The sequence below is a fragment of the Bacteroidota bacterium genome, from assembly GCA_018266835.1.
GTDB lineage: Bacteria > Bacteroidota > Ignavibacteria > Tepidaquicellales > Tepidaquicellaceae > JAFDZO01.
Genome location: JAFDZP010000002.1, coordinates 1,695,470 through 1,713,088, shown reverse-complemented (window position 1 = coordinate 1,713,088; position 17,619 = coordinate 1,695,470). Strand labels below are relative to the sequence as shown.

13 protein-coding genes are annotated in these 17,619 nt (G+C 35.9%); 9 read left to right on the top strand and 4 right to left on the bottom strand.

Going from position 1 to position 17,619, the window contains the following annotated elements; genetic code table 11:
* Positions 1-6: 6 nt before the first annotated feature.
* Positions 7-1,656 (bottom strand): urocanate hydratase, encoded by a 1,650-nt coding sequence (hutU, locus tag JST55_09245; protein MBS1493685.1) that lies wholly within the window; start codon positions 1,654-1,656, stop codon positions 7-9.
* Positions 1,657-2,081: 425 nt separating this feature from the next.
* Between hutU and JST55_09240 the strand changes: the two genes are divergently transcribed.
* Positions 2,082-2,936: a WYL domain-containing transcriptional regulator gene (locus JST55_09240; protein MBS1493684.1), complete on the top strand. Its 855-nt coding sequence runs from the start codon at positions 2,082-2,084 to the stop codon at positions 2,934-2,936.
* 42 nt (positions 2,937-2,978) lie between these two features.
* Here JST55_09240 and ligA read toward each other — a convergent pair whose 3' ends face one another.
* Positions 2,979-4,997 (bottom strand): NAD-dependent DNA ligase LigA, encoded by a 2,019-nt coding sequence (gene ligA / locus JST55_09235; GenBank protein ID MBS1493683.1) that lies wholly within the window; start codon positions 4,995-4,997, stop codon positions 2,979-2,981.
* 11 nt (positions 4,998-5,008) lie between these two features.
* Positions 5,009-6,232 carry a helix-turn-helix domain-containing protein gene (locus JST55_09230; GenBank protein ID MBS1493682.1) on the bottom strand — a complete coding sequence of 408 codons (1,224 nt, stop codon included), beginning with the start codon at positions 6,230-6,232 and terminating at the stop codon, positions 5,009-5,011.
* A 253-nt stretch (positions 6,233-6,485) separates the two neighbouring features.
* On the opposite strand from JST55_09230, the gene JST55_09225 reads away from it, so the two are divergent.
* The 7 genes from JST55_09225 to JST55_09195 all read left to right on the top strand — a co-directional run bounded on the left by JST55_09225 (position 6,486) and on the right by JST55_09195 (position 14,983).
* Positions 6,486-7,907 (top strand): DUF1800 domain-containing protein, encoded by a 1,422-nt coding sequence (locus JST55_09225; protein ID MBS1493681.1) that lies wholly within the window; start codon positions 6,486-6,488, stop codon positions 7,905-7,907.
* 24 nt (positions 7,908-7,931) lie between these two features.
* The gene (locus tag JST55_09220; GenBank protein ID MBS1493680.1) at positions 7,932-9,485 is read left to right on the top strand and encodes a DUF1501 domain-containing protein; all 1,554 of its coding nucleotides are present in this window, start codon (positions 7,932-7,934) and stop codon (positions 9,483-9,485) included.
* The gene (locus JST55_09215) at positions 9,485-10,420 is read left to right on the top strand and encodes a T9SS type A sorting domain-containing protein (protein ID MBS1493679.1); all 936 of its coding nucleotides are present in this window, start codon (positions 9,485-9,487) and stop codon (positions 10,418-10,420) included. Before JST55_09220 ends, JST55_09215 begins: the two co-directional genes overlap by 1 nt.
* A 607-nt stretch (positions 10,421-11,027) precedes the next feature.
* The gene (locus JST55_09210; GenBank protein ID MBS1493678.1) at positions 11,028-12,788 is read left to right on the top strand and encodes a DUF4331 family protein; all 1,761 of its coding nucleotides are present in this window, start codon (positions 11,028-11,030) and stop codon (positions 12,786-12,788) included.
* 65 nt (positions 12,789-12,853) lie between these two features.
* Entirely contained in the window at positions 12,854-13,009 is a 156-nt protein-coding gene (locus tag JST55_09205) for a hypothetical protein (GenBank protein ID MBS1493677.1), read from the top strand.
* A gap of 10 nt (positions 13,010-13,019) precedes the next feature.
* Positions 13,020-14,306, top strand: coding sequence for a tetratricopeptide repeat protein (locus tag JST55_09200; protein MBS1493676.1), 1,287 nt, complete (start codon positions 13,020-13,022; stop codon positions 14,304-14,306).
* Between the two features lie 17 nt (positions 14,307-14,323).
* Positions 14,324-14,983 (top strand): HupE/UreJ family protein, encoded by a 660-nt coding sequence (locus tag JST55_09195; GenBank protein MBS1493675.1) that lies wholly within the window; start codon positions 14,324-14,326, stop codon positions 14,981-14,983.
* A gap of 80 nt (positions 14,984-15,063) precedes the next feature.
* Here JST55_09195 and glgP read toward each other — a convergent pair whose 3' ends face one another.
* Entirely contained in the window at positions 15,064-17,145 is a 2,082-nt protein-coding gene (gene glgP / locus JST55_09190) for an alpha-glucan family phosphorylase (protein MBS1493674.1), read from the bottom strand.
* A 130-nt stretch (positions 17,146-17,275) separates the two neighbouring features.
* Here glgP and JST55_09185 point away from each other — a divergent pair, with 130 nt between their 5' ends.
* Positions 17,276-17,617: a hypothetical protein gene (locus JST55_09185; protein ID MBS1493673.1), complete on the top strand. Its 342-nt coding sequence runs from the start codon at positions 17,276-17,278 to the stop codon at positions 17,615-17,617.
* Positions 17,618-17,619: the final 2 nt, after the last annotated feature.

Genomic DNA, 17,619 nt, shown 5'->3' with positions numbered 1-17,619 from the left:
TGATAATTACTTCAACATGGGCATATTGATGCCGAACTTCTTCTGCTCTTCGATTGCTAAATCATATCCTGCATCTGCGTGACGCACAATTCCCATTCCGGGGTCGTATGTTAAACATCTTTCAAGTCTTACTTCGGCTTCGGGAGTTCCGTCTGCAACTATTACCATTCCTGAGTGAATTGAATTCCCAATACCCACTCCTCCGCCGTGATGCAATGAAGTCCATGATGCACCACCAACACAATGCAAAGCAAAGTTAAGCACAGGCCAGTCAGCAATTGCATCGGATCCATCCAACATTCTTTCGGTCTCCCTGTTAGGCGATGCAACACTTCCGCAATCGAGGTGGTCCCTTCCTATAACAATCGGAGCTTTTACAATTCCGTTCTTCACTAAATCGTTAAATATTTTTCCTGCCTTTGCTCTTTCACCATAACCAAGCCAGCATATTCTTGCAGGCAATCCCTGGAAGTGAACTTTCTCTCTTGCAGCTTTAAGCCACTTATGCAGAAGTTTATTTTCCGGGAACGCTTCCATTATTGCTTCATCTGTTCTGTAGATATCTTCGGGGTCACCCGAAAGCGCTACCCATCTGAATGGTCCCTTTCCTTCACAGAAAAGCGGGCGAACATATTCAGGCACAAAGCCCGGTATATCAAATGCTTTTTCAAACCCTTGTGATTTTGCTTCACCGCGTAAATTATTTCCGTAGTCGAAAGTAACTGCGCCGCGTTTCATAAACTCCCACATTGTTTTGCAGTGTATCACAACTGTCTTTCTTGCAAACTCAATATATTTATCAGGGTCATTACTTCTCAACTCGCGCGCCTGATCTAAAGTCATTCCCATAGGAACATATCCATTAAGCATATCGTGTGCAGATGTCTGGTCAGTCAGTGCATCGGGTATAATCCCTCTGTTTAAAATCTCAGGGAGAATTTCTCCTGCGTTTCCAACAAGTCCAACTGAACGCGCTTCGCCTCTTTCCTTAGCTGCCAGCACAAGCTTTAAAGCTTCATCTAAATCTTCTGTTATTAAATCACAATAGCCTGTATCAACTCTTCTTTGTATTCTTGCTTTATCTACATCTATGCCTAAGAACGCTGCACCGTTTAATGTTGCTGCTAATGGTTGTGCTCCGCCCATTCCGCCGAGTCCTGCAGTAAGAACTAATCTTCCGCTGAGTGTTCCGCCGAAATGTTTATTTGCGCAGGCGGCAAATGTTTCGTATGTTCCCTGTAAAATTCCCTGCGTGCCTATGTAAATCCAGCTTCCTGCAGTCATCTGACCGTACATTATTAATCCGAGCGCTTCCAGTTTTCTGAACTCATCCCATGTTGCCCATGCCGGCACAAGCTGCGAGTTAGAAATTAAGACTCTCGGCGCGTTTGTGTGTGTTTTAAAAACAGCTACAGGTTTACCTGACTGCACAAGAAGAGTTTCATCTTCATTTAAACTTTTTAATGTTTCAATAATTTTATCATAACATTCCCAGTTACGCGCTGCTTTGCCTGAACCGCCATAGACGATTAAGTCTTCGGGACGCTCGGCAACATCGGCATCAAGGTTATTCATAAGCATTCGCATTGCTGCTTCTGTAATCCAATTTTTGCAGGATAATGTTGTTCCTGTGGGGGCTTTTATACTTCTGGACATATAGAATTTTGAATGATTAAATTTTTAAGGTTCTTTAAAATATTAAATCAAAGATGTTTTAAAAAGCTAAAAGGATATTCTGTTTATAAAATATATTTACGGATTTTTTTAAAATTTAAGAAGGAACTAAACTTTGTAAAAACATATAACGAAACTTACGCCCCCTCGTAAGTTATCACTTAATTAATTGGTTTATCAATTTTGATAATTCTGATATAAAATAAGTTTTTTAAGATACAAAATTTTTTATCAGGGTTATAAAAAATCCTGACAAATATAATCAGTATTTTTCTTTACTTAAATGAATTGCTCTCCATATATACATATAGGGATTTTTAAAAAAATAGTTCTTGACAGATAAATCAAGATTTAACGAAAAAATAGTTCATTGTTTTGTTAGAAATATATTTCCAATTTTATAGCCTATGACAAATAAATTTTCAGAAGAGCTTCTCAGGCAGATTGAAATGGCATCTTTGATTTTAGAAAAGCAAAGATATTATTCCGAAGATGAGCTTGCCGAAAAACTGGATACCAGCGTTACAACAATCAGGCGCGATGCAAATAAACTGAGGCAGCTGGGAGTAGGTGTTTACTCGCGGAAAAATGTTTTCGAAATTATAAACATCGATGATGAAGTATTGAATACACTCATCACTGCTTATCTATCCTTAAACGATAATATAAATATACGAAATTTAAAATTAATTCATAAAAAATTTGGAGAGAATGCGCTGAGTGTTTTTGTGAAAATTTTAAAAGCAATTAACGGAAAACAAATCATTGAGCTCGGCTACGGGCGTAATATGCACGGCGATATTAAGTGGAGAGAGATTACTCCTATAAGCTTAATTAATACAGGAAGAACGTTTCATCTTTACGGAGTTGAGAATGATGACTCGGAAGAAATCAAATGCTACCTTATAGAAAGAATTATTGATATAAGATTCGGTGATAAAAAAAGTTCGATTAAAAAACTGCCCGGTGCTTTTAACATATATGAAAAATCATGGGGAACGTTCAGCGGCGGAGAAGCTTTTGATGTTGAATTAAAATTTACTGAGAAAACGGGGAAATTAATCAAAGATAAAATCTGGATTGAGAATCAGGAGATAACAGAAAAAGATGATGCCGTCTTTATGAAAATTAAAGTGAAACTTTCCTATGAATTTATAGCATGGGTCATGGGCTGGGGAAAAGAAGTTGAAGTTATAAAACCGATACAGTTAAAGAAAGAGATAACTCAAAGAGCTAAAGATATAATTTCATTATATAAATAAACGTTGCGACGCAGAAGCATCGCAACGAGAGACGATTGGAGTTTACTTTCCTATCATTTTTTCAAACTCATCTTCATCCAGAATTTTTACTCCCAGCGCTTTAGCTTTTTCAAGTTTACTGCCTGCATCACTTCCTGCAAGAAGGAAATCTGTTTTTTTACTGACTGATGAAGAAGTTTTACCGCCTAAGTCTTCAATTATTTTTCCTGCCTCTTCGCGTTTGTATTTTTCAAGCGTACCGGTAAGAACAAAAGTTTTATTATTGAAGAGAGGATTTATTTTCTGAGTTATAGATTTATCTATTTCAAATTTTAATCCGGCTTTTCTTAGACGCTCAACTAATTTTAAATTATGTTTATCTGCGAAAAAGTTTGCAACGCTTTCTGATATCTTCGGACCAATTTCATATACTTCGTTAATTTCTTCCTGTGAAGCGCTCATTAATTTATCAATTGAGCCAAAGTGTTTAGCCAGAACTTTCGCAGTCCTTTCTCCTATGTGACGGATACCTAATGCAAATAAAACTTTATCGAACGGTTTCTCTTTTGACTGCTCTATTCCGTTTAGAATATTCGTTATACTTTTCTCACCGAAGCGTTCAAGCTCAAGTAGTTCTTTACGGTGTTTATGCAAATCATATATATCGGCATAGTTGGATATAAATCCTTTGCCGATAAAAATCTCAATTATCTGAAAGCCGAGACCTTCAATTTCCATTGCATCCCGCTGAACGAAGTGCTCAATCCTTCCCTGTACCTGCGCGGGACAAGCGGAGTTAGGACAATAGTATGCAACTTCACCTTCGGGTTTTTCCAATGGAGTTTTACAAACAGGACAGTTAGTAGGATGCGGAAATTTTTTAGAATTCTTCGGACGCTTCTCTAAAATCACTTCCACAACTTTTGGTATTACATCACCGCCTTTTTCAATTTTAACATAGTCGCCTTCGCGAATATCTTTTCTTTCTATCTCATCAAAGTTATGCAGAGTTGCGCGGGATATTGTTGAGCCGGCGAGAAAGACAGGCTCAAGATTTGCAACGGGAGTTACAGTTCCTATTCTTCCTACCTGAAGCGTAATGCTTTTAATTTTTGTAATCTGCTGCTTTGCTTTGAATTTATATGCTACTGCCCAGCGGGGTGATTTTGAAACGCTGCCAAGCTCTTCCTGCTGCGCCAGTGAATTTACTTTTATTACAACTCCGTCAATTTCATAGGGTAAATCGTCCCTTGTCTCTTCTATCTTATCGCAAAACTTTTTTACTTCCTCGATTGAATTAACTTTAACAGTCTTATCGTTAACCGGAAGCTTCAGTTCCTTCAGCAGTTTCATGTTATCGAAGTGTGAAACAAGCTTTACATCATCTGTTCGCAGATTATATCCGAAAAACTGCAATGGACGTGATGCAACTGCTTTAGAGTCTTTCTGCTTCAAAGTTCCTGCTGCTGTATTGCGGGCATTTGCAAATAGTTTCTCCCCTTTTAATTCCTGCTCTTCGTTAATTTTTAAAAAATCTACCTTCTTAAAAAATACTTCGCCGCGCGCTTCAAAATTTTTTATTTTGCTGTGATTTACAGAGAGTGGAATAGAACGAAGTGTTTTTAAATTCTGAGTAATGTCATCGCCCTTTTCACCGTCACCTCGTGTAGCGCCCGTTTTTAATTTTCCTTTTTCATATACAAGTGATACTGCAAGCCCGTCGAATTTTAATTCGCATACATATTCTATTTTTTCATTGGGAAGAAGTCCTCTTATACGTTTATCAAACTCAAATAACTCTTCTTCGTTATATGTATTGGCAAGCGAAAGCATCGGCACAGAATGCTGCACAACTTTGAATGATTTTGTAGGTTCGCCTGAAACACGATTTGTAGGAGAGTCCTCTGATTTTAACTCAGGGAAATCTTTTTCTAGCTGTTCAAGCTCCTTCATCATCATATCATAGACATAGTCATCTATATCGGGCTGAGCTAATGTATAATACTTATAGTCAGCATCTGCAATTTTTTTTATGAGGTCGTTTATTTTTTTAGATGCCTGTGAGGATGAAAGAGATGCCATTATTCCAACACTTATTTTTCTGAAATTCCATTTTTATCTATAAGCAGGTTGCGGAAGTTTTTTCTGTCAAACTCAAGAACTTTACCGTTAAGCTTTACTTCAATCAGATCCGCATTGGGAGTGCCGAGGTGAAAGAACTTCTTTGCCTTGTATGTTTCAGTGTAACCTCTTTCAAGGTAAACTCTTTTGGGGTCATCTATTGTTGTTGAGTCAGTATCAAGTATTATCCATGTGTTTCTGTAAGCGCCGATTTCTATTACAAGCGAGTCATTTTTAGACGCGAGCAGCTTCTGCTTTTCTTCCTCTGCTTTTTTTATGGAGTCCTGTATTTCTTCAGGGGATTTCTTTCCTAAAATCTTTTTCTCATTCTCCTTAACAACATCATCAAATGATTTCCTTTGTATCTCCGGACCTTTGTTATTATCTCCAAGGAAAAGCACATTTACAAGTGAATACACTCCTGCACCGATAAGAAGAAAAATTACAACTATAAAAATTGTCTTTAATGCAGATGAGTTTACATTTTTTGTTTTAACTATAAATCGCTTGTCGGGGTCTGAAGTTGAATTCTTTTTATCTTCTATTTCTCTTTGAATTTCTATCGGCTTCTTTTCTCTGGGCGGAGGAAAATTAAATCCGTCAGTGCTTTTCTTGTTTTCTTTTTTCTCTTCTTTTATTTCTTCTTTCTTTACTTCTTCTTTTTCTTCCTGCTTTACTTCTTGTCTTTCTTCTTTTGTCGGCTCAATAATTATTTCTTTGGGCTCTTCTTTCTTTAACTTTTCCTTTGGTTCTTCTTTCTTTGTTTCCTTTATTTCTTTATCGTCATCGTGTCTTTTGAAATCTTCTATATTAAATTTATCAAAGACATCTTCTTCTTTTTTAACTTCTTCGTGTTTTGTTTTTTTAACTTCAAGCTTCGGCTGCTCATTTATTTTTTCTTTTTTAATATCTTCAAATGCATCAAGTTTTTCTTCGGGTGGAAGTCTTTTGGTTGAGTAATTTCCTGCCTTTGCCTGCTCGTAATCTTTTAAAATTCCGTCGGGACTTAAGCCGATTGATTTTGCGTACTGTCTTAAAAAAGCCCTTATGTATGTTTGTGGTTGGAATGTGAAATCACCGTTCTCAAGATTTTCGAGAACTGCCATATTAAGCCGCGTATCCAATGCGACATCTTTGAGAGTCATGTTTTTTGACTCCCTGAAATATTTTAAATCTTCTGAGAATGTTTTAAGCATTTTTATCGTCGTATAAACTTAAAAATACTTTTATTTTAAAACTAATTAAAGGGAGATATTTAACGTTTTCGTTAAATATTATCTGCAAAATAGATAATTTCGAAACACATAAATTATTATCATCAAATAAATTTAAGTTGAAAATAAATAAATTGACTTGTAAATTAAAACCAAACCATTATTTCTGATTTTACAGGACGGATGATTCAATATTTAATTCAAATTTTGACTTAATTTATAAAAACTTACATTTATGGTAAATCCATTAGATCCTTATATCCCAAGTGCAGGGAGACCATGGAATAAAAAAATGGTGCTCCACCTGTTAAACCGAACGACGTTCGGTGCAAAAGTTTCCGATATAAATTATTTTCTAACTCTTACTCCTGATGCTGCGGTTGAAAAATTATTTGAACCATATACACTGCCCGATTCACCTGGTGCCTGGATATCAGAACCTCCCGATTTTGGCAATGTCCAGACAAACTATCAGAGGTGTAATGAGTTAAGAATCTGGTGGGCAAAGTTAATGTATAACCAGCCTCCTAATCTTCGGGAATTAATGACCTTGTTTTGGCATAACCACTTTACTTCCTCAGTTACTTCAGTTCAGATTCCCCAATATTTGTACATCCAAAATACAATGTTTAGAAGATTCGTTTTTGGAAATTTCAAAAACCTGACCTTTGCTATAAACCGCGACCCTGCCATGCTGATATATCTAGATGGGGCTTTAAATGCTGTCGGTCAGCCAAATGAAAACTATTCCAGAGAACTTTTAGAATTATTTACACTGGGAATTGGAAATTATACGGAAACCGATATCCGGGAAGGTGCTAGAGCCCTTACAGGCTGGGTTGCAAATGGATTGGGCGCTCAATTTGTTCCCCTGAGACATGATTATACAAATAAAACATATTTCGGACAGACCGGAAACTGGACTGATGAAGACGTTATTAATATTGTTTTTCAGCAGCCCGCAGCAGCAACCTTTATTTGTTCAAAATTCTATAAATTTTTTGTTAATCAAAGTCCTGATATGACAGATGCCATGCCTGTGATAAATCAATTGGCTGAGATATTAAGAAATAACAATTTTGAAATAGCGCCTGTACTTAAGACATTATTAAAAAGCGAATTATTTTTTTCTGAAAATGTAATGGGCTCGTTAATAAAATCACCTTTGCAAATAATGATAGGCCAGTTACGCCAGTTAAATATTTCTTTGAACGCCTCTACCATAAATACAAATCTGAACGATCTGATATTTCAAGGAAATTTAGCTAATCAATATATTTTAGATCCTCCGAACGTAAGAGGCTGGCTAGGTTACAGAAACTGGCTGAACTCTTTCTCTTTACCAGTAAGAAATGCATTTAATGAAAGTGCAATTACCGGAATCAAAAAAGATAACACTCCAACGGGATTTTCTGTTGATCCGATTGCTTTTGCTACTTCATTTCCGCAGCCAAATAATGCTCTGCAATTAGTAAAAGATATGTCCGAACATTTAATAAGACTGAAGATTTCCGAAAAACAGTTGAATTATCTGCTTCAGGTTCTCTTAGACGGAGCAATTGTTCAAGACTGGAATATTTCAGATCCTCAGGCTCCAAACAAAATAAAGAAATTTTTAAAAGCCATCATTTATATGGCAGAGTATCAGTTATATTAAAATTTTAAAATCTAACGCTCTAAAATGAAAAGAAGAGATTTTATAAAAACAATATCAATTGGAACTGCTGGCGCTGCGCTTTCTTTCAACAGTATTCCAATTAAAGCTCTCGGAGCAAGTTCTGTTGCAAAGAATCTCTTAAATCCTTTGCTTACTACTAATAAAATACTTGTTGTTGTTCAGCTGCTTGGCGGAAATGACGGCTTAAACACTTTAATTCCGTATCAGGATAGCAACTACTTTATAAAAAGACCTAATTTAAACATACCTCAAAATCAGGTGCTTTCATTGCCCGGTTCAACTATGGGGCTTCACCCTGCGCTTACTGAATTTAAAAATCTTATGATTGATGGTAAGCTGGCGATAGTTCAAAACGTTGGTTATGCAAATCCAAACTTTTCACATTTCAGAGCAACGGATATCTGGCATACAGCCTCAGATTCAAATCAGGTTTTACAAACCGGATGGCTCGGAAGATATTTACATGAAGAATATCCCAATTTCCCAAGTAATCTTCCGCCCGATCCTATGTCAATTCAAATAGGTACAAGCGCAGATCTATCGCTTCTTTCACAAGTCGGTGATATGAGTCTTACATTTCAGGATCCTAACCAGTTTTATCAGCTGACTCAGGGAGCTGCCTTCAGCGGTTATGAAACAATTAAAACCCTGGCAGGAATGGAACTGAACTTTGCAAGAAAGGTAGGCGCTGATTCTCTTCAATATGCCAATAGAGTAAAGCAGGCAGCCGACTTAGGAAACAACTTGGTAGAATACCCTATTAATAATACATTGGCTGATCAATTGAAAATTGTAGCTAAATTAATTGACGGTGGACTTAATACCAGGCTATATGTAGTAACATTGGCAGGATTTGATACTCACTCATCACAGTTAATTGCTCATAACATTTTACTTAATAAATTGAATGGAGCTATTACTTCTTTCATGCAGGACTTACAGCTGAATGGAATTAATAACAGAGTTGTTGGTATGACAATTTCAGAATTCGGAAGAAGAGTTTCTGAAAACGGCAGTGCAGGTACTGATCATGGAACTGCTGCTCCTTTATTTGTATTCGGTGATTTAGTTAATCAGGGAGTTTATGGTAACAATCCGGACCTGGTAAACCTGAACAACGGAAATCTTAATTTTCAGTATGATTACAGACAAGTCTATTCCTCTGTTTTGAAACAGCTATTTGCCGTAAGTGATCAGGAACTGCTGAACATATTATCAAATCAATATAGTACTCTGCCTTTAATAGTTCCTCAGCAGCCTATCGAAGGCGACGAAAAAGAAAAAAAAGATGTTTTGCTCTCGCAAAATTTTCCTAATCCCTTTAACCCTGCTACTAGGATAAGCTTTACAATTAAAAAAGAATCCTACGTAACACTGAAAGTATATAATTCATCCGGAAAGGAAGTGGAAACTCTGGTAAATGGATATAAAAAATCCGGCGTACACAGTGTAACTTTCGATACTACAGGGAAATCAGGAATATCAAGTGGAGTTTACTTCTATAAATTAATATCTGATAATAATATTGAAACAAAAAAAATGATTCTGATAAAATAATGAAAACAACATTAAAAATCGTCATCCTGTTTTTTTCAATTTTGATGTTTAAAAATTCTTACTCGCAGCGGATTTTATTTCAAAGTGATTTTGAAAACATCTCACTTCAGTATCCTGACAGCATTCCGCTTAAATGGAAAAAACTTGATGCAGATTCTAATTTGTTCGGAAGAAATAAGGGCTGGGCTGTAAGAGACACAAACCAGAATCTTGGAGGAGATACAAACATTAATAAACCAAGAGCTCATAGCGGGAAAAAATCTCTACATATTTCTTGGTTTGCAGGCGAAGGCGGTTCATACATAGCAGATGACTGGGTATGGACTGACAGTTTAAGAATTCAACCAGGTGACAGCCTGATTTTTTGGGGACTTTTAGGCAGCACTCCCGGTATTGCTTTATACGTTGATTCACTTCAGATCTGGATTTGCTCTGCACAGTCACCTCAAACTTCTGTTTTAAAGCTTTCAACAATTAAAAGCAACCTTGACAGTGCAGTAAATGTATGGACGCAATACAAATTTAATTTATCATCATTCAATGGTCAAAAAATTTATATAGGATTCCGATATTACATTCCTTCTGAAAATGCCTTATGGTGCAACATAGATGATATGTTCATAGGCAATAGAAGCTACATTGGAATTCAGACTATTTCAACTGAAATTCCGGAAAAATTTTCATTATCTCAAAATTATCCCAATCCATTTAATCCTACCACAAAAATTAATTATGAAATAAAATCTTTTAATTTTGTTTCATTAAAAATTTATGATATTAATGGAAAAGAAATTGCAGATTTAGTAGCGCAAAATCAAAACGCGGGAAAATATAGCGTAACATTTGATGCCTCAAATTTACCAACAGGAATTTATTTCTATAGATTGGTTACTAAGGATTTCTCGGAAACAAAAGTTCTCACCTTCCTAAAATAATTTACTTCAAATTTGCTTTATAAAAAGAAACCCGCTGTAATTGGGTACAGCGGGTTTTTCAGTTCATTGCAAATAGCCAATGCCTCTTCTCTAAACAGAGACTATCTGCGTGGGTTGTTTACTTATATTTATGAAAGAGCTTTGAAAAATCGTAACCCGGTTTAAGAGTTATTAAACCGGATTATAGTATGAACCTTCTTAAAGGGGGTGATAAGAAAGTTCCAAAAATTTTTTTTACTTCTTCTCCGCCTTCATGAACAGCATAGCCACGAAGCTTGAGAGGATTACTAAAATTGCAACTGATGATATAGTTACCATTGTTTTAGGGGGTTTAAATTTACTTGAACAAAGATATAGAGAAATAACCCATTCGCAAAATAATTTTACAACGAAATGTATCTTATAAAATTAATCTATTTTCAACAATAACCCCGTTTACAGGTGATTTTTAAGGTTTAAAGCGCACATTTTGTATCTTTTTATTTCAATTTAAAGTTTATTTTACTTTAAATAATGAGTTAAAAAATATAATTAAATCCATTTTGATTCTTTCTTCGTTATTTAGTTATGCATTTATATTTTACTAATTAACCAAATGGAGTTCAAAATGAAAAAAAGAATTATTCTATCTCTTATCGCTATCTTGTGTATTGGCGGCGGAGTTTTCTACTTTACAGTAGATACGGAAGCATCCAGTCACAGAGAGGCACCTATTATCAGCGCAGATCCGCAGGCTGATAATACAGATGTGTATGCATTCGTTGCGCCCGATGCGCCGACTGCGCTTACAATTGTTGCAAGCTTTAATCCGTTCGAAGAGCCGTCAGGCGGTCCTAACTTCAATAAATTCGGAACTGACGTTACTTACGAAATTAAAATTGATAACGTTGGCGACAGACTTGAACACGTAGTTTATCAGTTTCAGTTTACAGATGTAATTGCTAACACAAATACATTCCTTTACAATACAGGCTCTGTAACTTCATTAAACGATCCTGACCTTAATGTAAAACAAACTTACGTTGTAAAGAAAATTGTTAATGGTGTAACAGCATGGACTTCATCTGCACTTCCTGTTCCTCCGGCTTATGTAGGCGGTCCTGGACCAAGTGACCCGAACTATGCAGGTCCTATTTCAATGCCCGATTACAATGCTTTGATGCAGGCAGGTGTTCAGACTTTACCATCAAGCGGCGGAAAAGTTTTTGCCGGACCAACAGACGATGCATTCTTTGTTGACCTTGGCGCAACTTTCGATTTATTGAAAATCAGACCTAATGCTCCCGGTAACGGCGGTGGCGGTAAGGATGCTCTTGCAGGATACAATGTTCACTCAATAGTAATTCAGGTTCCGAAATCAGAAGTTACAAGAAACGGCAGCCCGAATCCTTCAGCATCAGATTCAAATGCAATAGTTGGTGTGTGGTCAACAACTTCAAGAAAAACTACTACAGTTATTAATTCAGACGGTACAAGAATCGGAACAGGATTAGATGTTCAGGTTTCTAGATTAGGTATGCCGTTAGTAAACGAAGTTGTTATTCCATTAGGAAAAAAAGATTTATGGAATGCTTCTAAACCTGTAAGTGATGCACAGTTTTTAAATTACGTTACAAATCCTGAACTTGCAGGAATAATCAATACGCTTTATCCTGTTACGGATGATATCCCAACTTCAGGAAGAAATGATTTAGTTGCAGTGTTCTTAACAGGTGTCAGCGGATTAAACCAAAGACCACAGGATACAAGAACTCCATCAGAGCAGTTAAGAATTAACTTAGGTATCGCACCTGTTCCGTTTGCAAATGAAAACAGACTTGGTGTTATCGCAGGTGATAATGCAGGTTTCCCTAACGGAAGAAGACTTAAAGATGACGTTGTTGATATTGCATTAAGAGTGGTAGGGGGTGTATTGCTCGGACCTCCTTACAGCACAGGTATAAATGCTCAGTTAGGTGACGGCGTTCAAAGAAATGATAAAGATTTTGCAACTACATTCCCATATTTAGCTGCTCCTCACCAGGGATATACAAATACTCACGGTTCTATAGTAGGTATTTTTAATACAGGTTCACCAAACGGTTTACCAACATCTTACGGACTTCAGCAAAATTTTCCAAATCCGTTCAATCCTTCAACAGAAATAAGATATAATCTTTTGAAGAATGATAAGGTTTCTATAATAATTTACGATATGCTTGGCAAAGAAGTAAAGACTTTAGTTGATGGAACTGTTGCAGCAGGAGTAAACTCAGTAGTATGGAACGGCCAGACCAATGACGGTATGGCAGCTCCTACAGGAACTTACTTTGTAAAGCTTATAACATCTGCAGGACAAGATACAAGAAAAATGATGTTACTTAAATAATTTAATAATTCTATGAACATCTCCTCCGGTGAAATTCTGCCGGAGGAATTTTAATACAATAAATTATGAGCACAATTATAATAACTAAACGCAAAGAGCGCGAAGGTTCTTCGCAAAGTCCGCTAAGAAGTTTAACTGAATTAATTTCTTTGAATATTTCACGAAATTTCTTTGCGCAGCTTTGCGTTATCTCTGCGCTCTTTGCGTTTAATTCTCTTTAATTCAACCAGCATGAAGAAAATAATAATATACAGTTTAGCAGTTATAGTTTTAGGAATAGGAACATGGAAGTTCTTTGATTACAGAAAGAACAAAGCACGCAATAATGTTATGGGAATTCTGAACAGCAAGACATCGTATGTTTCAAATTCAGTTTCATCTGTTGACAGATATATTTCAAAAAATCAGGAAGACCTTAAAAGCAATCCCGATAATGTAAGTTTACTTGTGAAAACAGGATACGCATATATTCAGAAGACACGTGAAGAAAATGACCCGCAGTATTATGAAGATGCTAAGAATTTTCTTGAGAGAGCAATTGAGATTAACGACAAAAATTCAGATGCGTATGCCGGGCTTGGTTCAATTTATTTATCGGAACACAATTTTAAACAAGCTTTGGAAACAGGTTTGAAAGCGAAAGAGTTAAATCCGTACTCTGCTTATGTTTTAAGCGTTATCGTAGATGCTCAGGTTGAACTGGGAATGTACGAAGATGCTATAAAATCAGCGCAGGTAATGGTAGATACAAGACCTGACTTAAGCTCGTACTCAAGAATTTCCTACATAAGAGAAATTCACGGTGACTTACCGGGAGCAATTGATGCAATGAAGATGGCAATTACTGCAGGCGCGCCTACAGGAGAAAACACTGCATGGTGCACGGTGCAATTAGGAAATTTATATTTTCTATCGGGTGACAGGGAAGCGGCTAAAAATGAATATCAGAGTGCTTTGAATAAATATCCTAATTATATTCATGCCCTCGGGGGACTTGCAAAGATAAAACTATACGAAAAAGATTATGAAGGCGCAATTTCCTTGTATGAAAAAATTACAGAGAAAAATAAGCTTCCGGAATATCTGATTATGCTTGCAGACACATACAAAATAACAGGACAGATAGAAAAAGCAGAAGAGAGTTATGCAAAGGTAAAATTCATCAATACATATTTTAAAGAGAAAGGTGTAGATACTGATTTAGAACTTATACTTTTCAATATAAACCAAGGCAAGAACTTAAAAGATGCTATACACACAACGGAAAAATATATCAGTGAAGGAAACAACAGCTTCAAGACATTTCATACACTTGCATGGGCAGAATATAAAAACGGAAACAACGAAGAAGCTTTGAAAAATATTGAGACTGCATTGAAGCTCGGAGTGAAAGACCCGCTGATGATGTATCACGCCGGAAAAATTTATGAAAAAGCAGGCAATGATATTAAAGCGAAAGAATATACTTCAAATGCACTAAAAATATATCCCTGGTTAAGCCAAACAGAACAACAATAATTTTCAATCTCACAGAAATGAAAAAGAAAATATTTTTTTCAATTATAGTTTTATTTATAACATACATTCCTTCAATAATTTTCGCACATCCGATTGATATAGATAAATTATCAAGGATAGATGTAAGCTGGCTGTATCTTCAATTGGGCTTTACTCATATACTTCCCTATGGATTTGACCACATACTATTTATAGTCGGGCTTTATTTAATGTGCAAAACTATGAAGCAGGTTTTACTGCTTGCAACAACATTTACAGTTGCGCACTCAATAACACTGGGACTTGCGATGTTTAAAATTGTAAACGTGCCTTCATACATTGTTGAACCTTTCATTGCAATTACAATTTTAGCTATAGCAATTGAAGTAATACTTGTAAAAGATTTTAAAAGAATAACTATTGCGATAGTTTTCTTTTTTGGATTGATACACGGACTTGGTTTTGCAAGCGCGCTGCAGGAGCTTGGGTTGCCGCAGAAGGAATTCGGTTATGCCCTGGTGCTTTTCAACGTGGGGGTTGAACTGGGGCAAATTGCGGTTATAATGCTTGCATATATTTTATTCGGCAAATGGACAAAAGATAAAATATGGTATAAGCAAAAAGTCGCTATACCGATTTCAGTTGTAATAGGTTTATTTGCAATTTACTGGACGTTTGAAAGAGTTTTTATGAGTTAGAAATAATTCTAATCATTCGGGGATATAAAAAAAACACCTTCTACAGTTTAATTAGAAGGTGTTTTTGTTTATAATAAAAATTAAAATACTTTTGTATAAAACTTCTCTGTGTATTCTTTTACCATTCTTTGAGTGCTGAAATATCCTGCAAGATTTTTAATTGATGCACGCATTTTCTTTATCCACTCCACAGGTAAATTATGAGCATCTCTTAAATAGAACAAAGGTAAAATTTCTTTTTCTAAAGTTGTGTACATTGAGTTTGCTTCAAACCAGTCCTTCTCTTCGAGTGAAACATCCTCAATAGAATCTATCTTCCATCCGAACTCAGGCGCGTAAGCTTCAGCCCACCATCCGTCGAGGATAGAAAAATTCAATCCGCCGTTTGCAATGACTTTCATTCCGCTTGTTCCTGATGCTTCCTGCGGCCTCCTTGGATTGTTGAGCCACACATCGCATCCCTGAACGAGACGTTTTGCAACTTCAAGCTCGTAATTCTCTAAGAAAATTATTTTATGATTTAGCGAATTGTCATTCATGTATGCAACTATCTCAGCAATGATTGCTTTCCCTTCATTATCTTTTGGATGTGCCTTACCGGAAAAAATAAACTGCACCGGCATTTTAGGATTTGTAAGGATTTTCTTTAACCGTTCAATATCTTTAAATATCAGGTCCCCTCTTTTATAAGTCGCAAATCTTCTTGCAAAACCTATTGTTAGAGCATTCTCATCCAACAAACTTTCCGCTTCCTGAATTTTTTCATAGGAAGCATTCTGTGATTTCAAATTGTCCGAGATTGATTCGCGGACAAAATTTATCAACTTAGTTCTGTTCCTTGTTCTTGTTTTCCATAGGTCTTCGTCGGTCAGCTCGCTTATTTTATCCCAGATGCCTTCCTGCTTAATCCAGTCCTTCCCGAAATTATTTATATATAATCTTTCTGAATATTTTGATAAAAAAGATTTTGTATGTATTCCATTTGTGATGGAATCAATCTGTGTCCTGTCACTGTGAAGATTCCACATCTTGCGCGAAACATCTCCGTGCAGCTTGCTTACTCCGTTGATGAAATTGGAATTATTTATAGCAAGGTCTGCCATATTAAATTTTGAGTTCGATGTATCAGCATCGTACAAATCACCTTCTTTAAAAAATTCATCGAAAGAGAGTTTTAATTTCTCTTCTGCATAAGTCTTAAAATATTTTTCAATTAAACTTCTCTCAAAAATATCTATACCTGCAGGTACGGGAGTGTGAGTTGTGAAAATATTTGAGTTGTAGCATATTTTTTTTGCTTCATGAAAAGAAATGTTCAGCTCCTTCATCTTATCTGCAATTCTTTCAAAGCAAAGAAAAGCTGAGTGTCCTTCATTGAGATGATAAGCTTTTATATTGTAACCGAGTGTATCAAGAAGTTTTTTGCCGCCGATACCCAGCAGTATTTCCTGCTGAATTCTTTTTTCAGTATCGCCGCCGTAAAGTATATCGGTAATTCTTTTATCATCAACTGTATTTTCATCCACAAATGTATCAAGCATAAATAAATTTATTCTGCCCACTATAAGCTTCCATATCTGTGCTTTAACTATTCGTCCCGGCATTTCAACTGAAATTTTAATTGGCCGGTAATGGTCATCGGTAACTAAGTGCATCGGGAGATACTCAAAATTATTTTTCTCATATAACTCTGACTGTCTTCCGTCTTTATCAATAAATTGTCTGAAGTAACCGTAAAGATAAGCAAGCCCGACTCCGACTAATGGTAGTCCTATATCTGAAGAAGATTTCATGTGGTCGCCCGATAAAACTCCCAGACCGCCTGAATATAATTTTAAACAATTTGTTATACCAAACTCAGCTGAAAAATATGCAATTGTCGGTGAAACTATATCGGAGTAATTTTCTTTATAGAATGTATCGGCTGAAACATATTTTTTGTAATCGATATACATCTCAGTAATTCTGTCTCTGAGATTTTTCTTTTCAATTGTTTCAAGAAGAAAAGAGTGATTGATAGTATCAAGAAATTTGATTGGATTGCGATCACTCCATATCCAGAAATCTTTATTTATTTCTTCGAAGACGGAATAAAACTCATTGTTCCATGTCCATGATAAGTTATACGAAAGCTCTTTTAGCTGATTTAATATTTCCTGCATTGTGTGTGTACTAAGGGGTAAAATTTTAGAAAGTTTGTAAAATAACCATTATGCGTGCTTTTAACCACTTAAAAATTTTCCTATGTTTATTTTCCTTGAATGAGTAATTTAGATAATAAATTTTATAATTATGAAAACAATTTTTGTTTTAGCAGCTTTATTTTTTCTATCCGTAAATGTTAAAGCCGGTAACGTTTACAGAGTGAAGTACGATTATCAGGCAGATGTAAAAGTCAAAGTCGTTGACTACGACTACCAGGCAGATTTGTGTGTCTATGTAACGGACTACGATTATCAGGCAACAGGTAAAGACCAGAACTGGTTCTTTACAAAGTATGATTACCAGGCAGATACAAAAGTTTTCTTTGTTGATTACGATTACCAGGCAGATATAAAAATATTTTATGTGAAGTATGACTATCAGGCAAAGTGGAACAATTCAAATAAATTTGTAGGAAGGTTCAAAATATAATG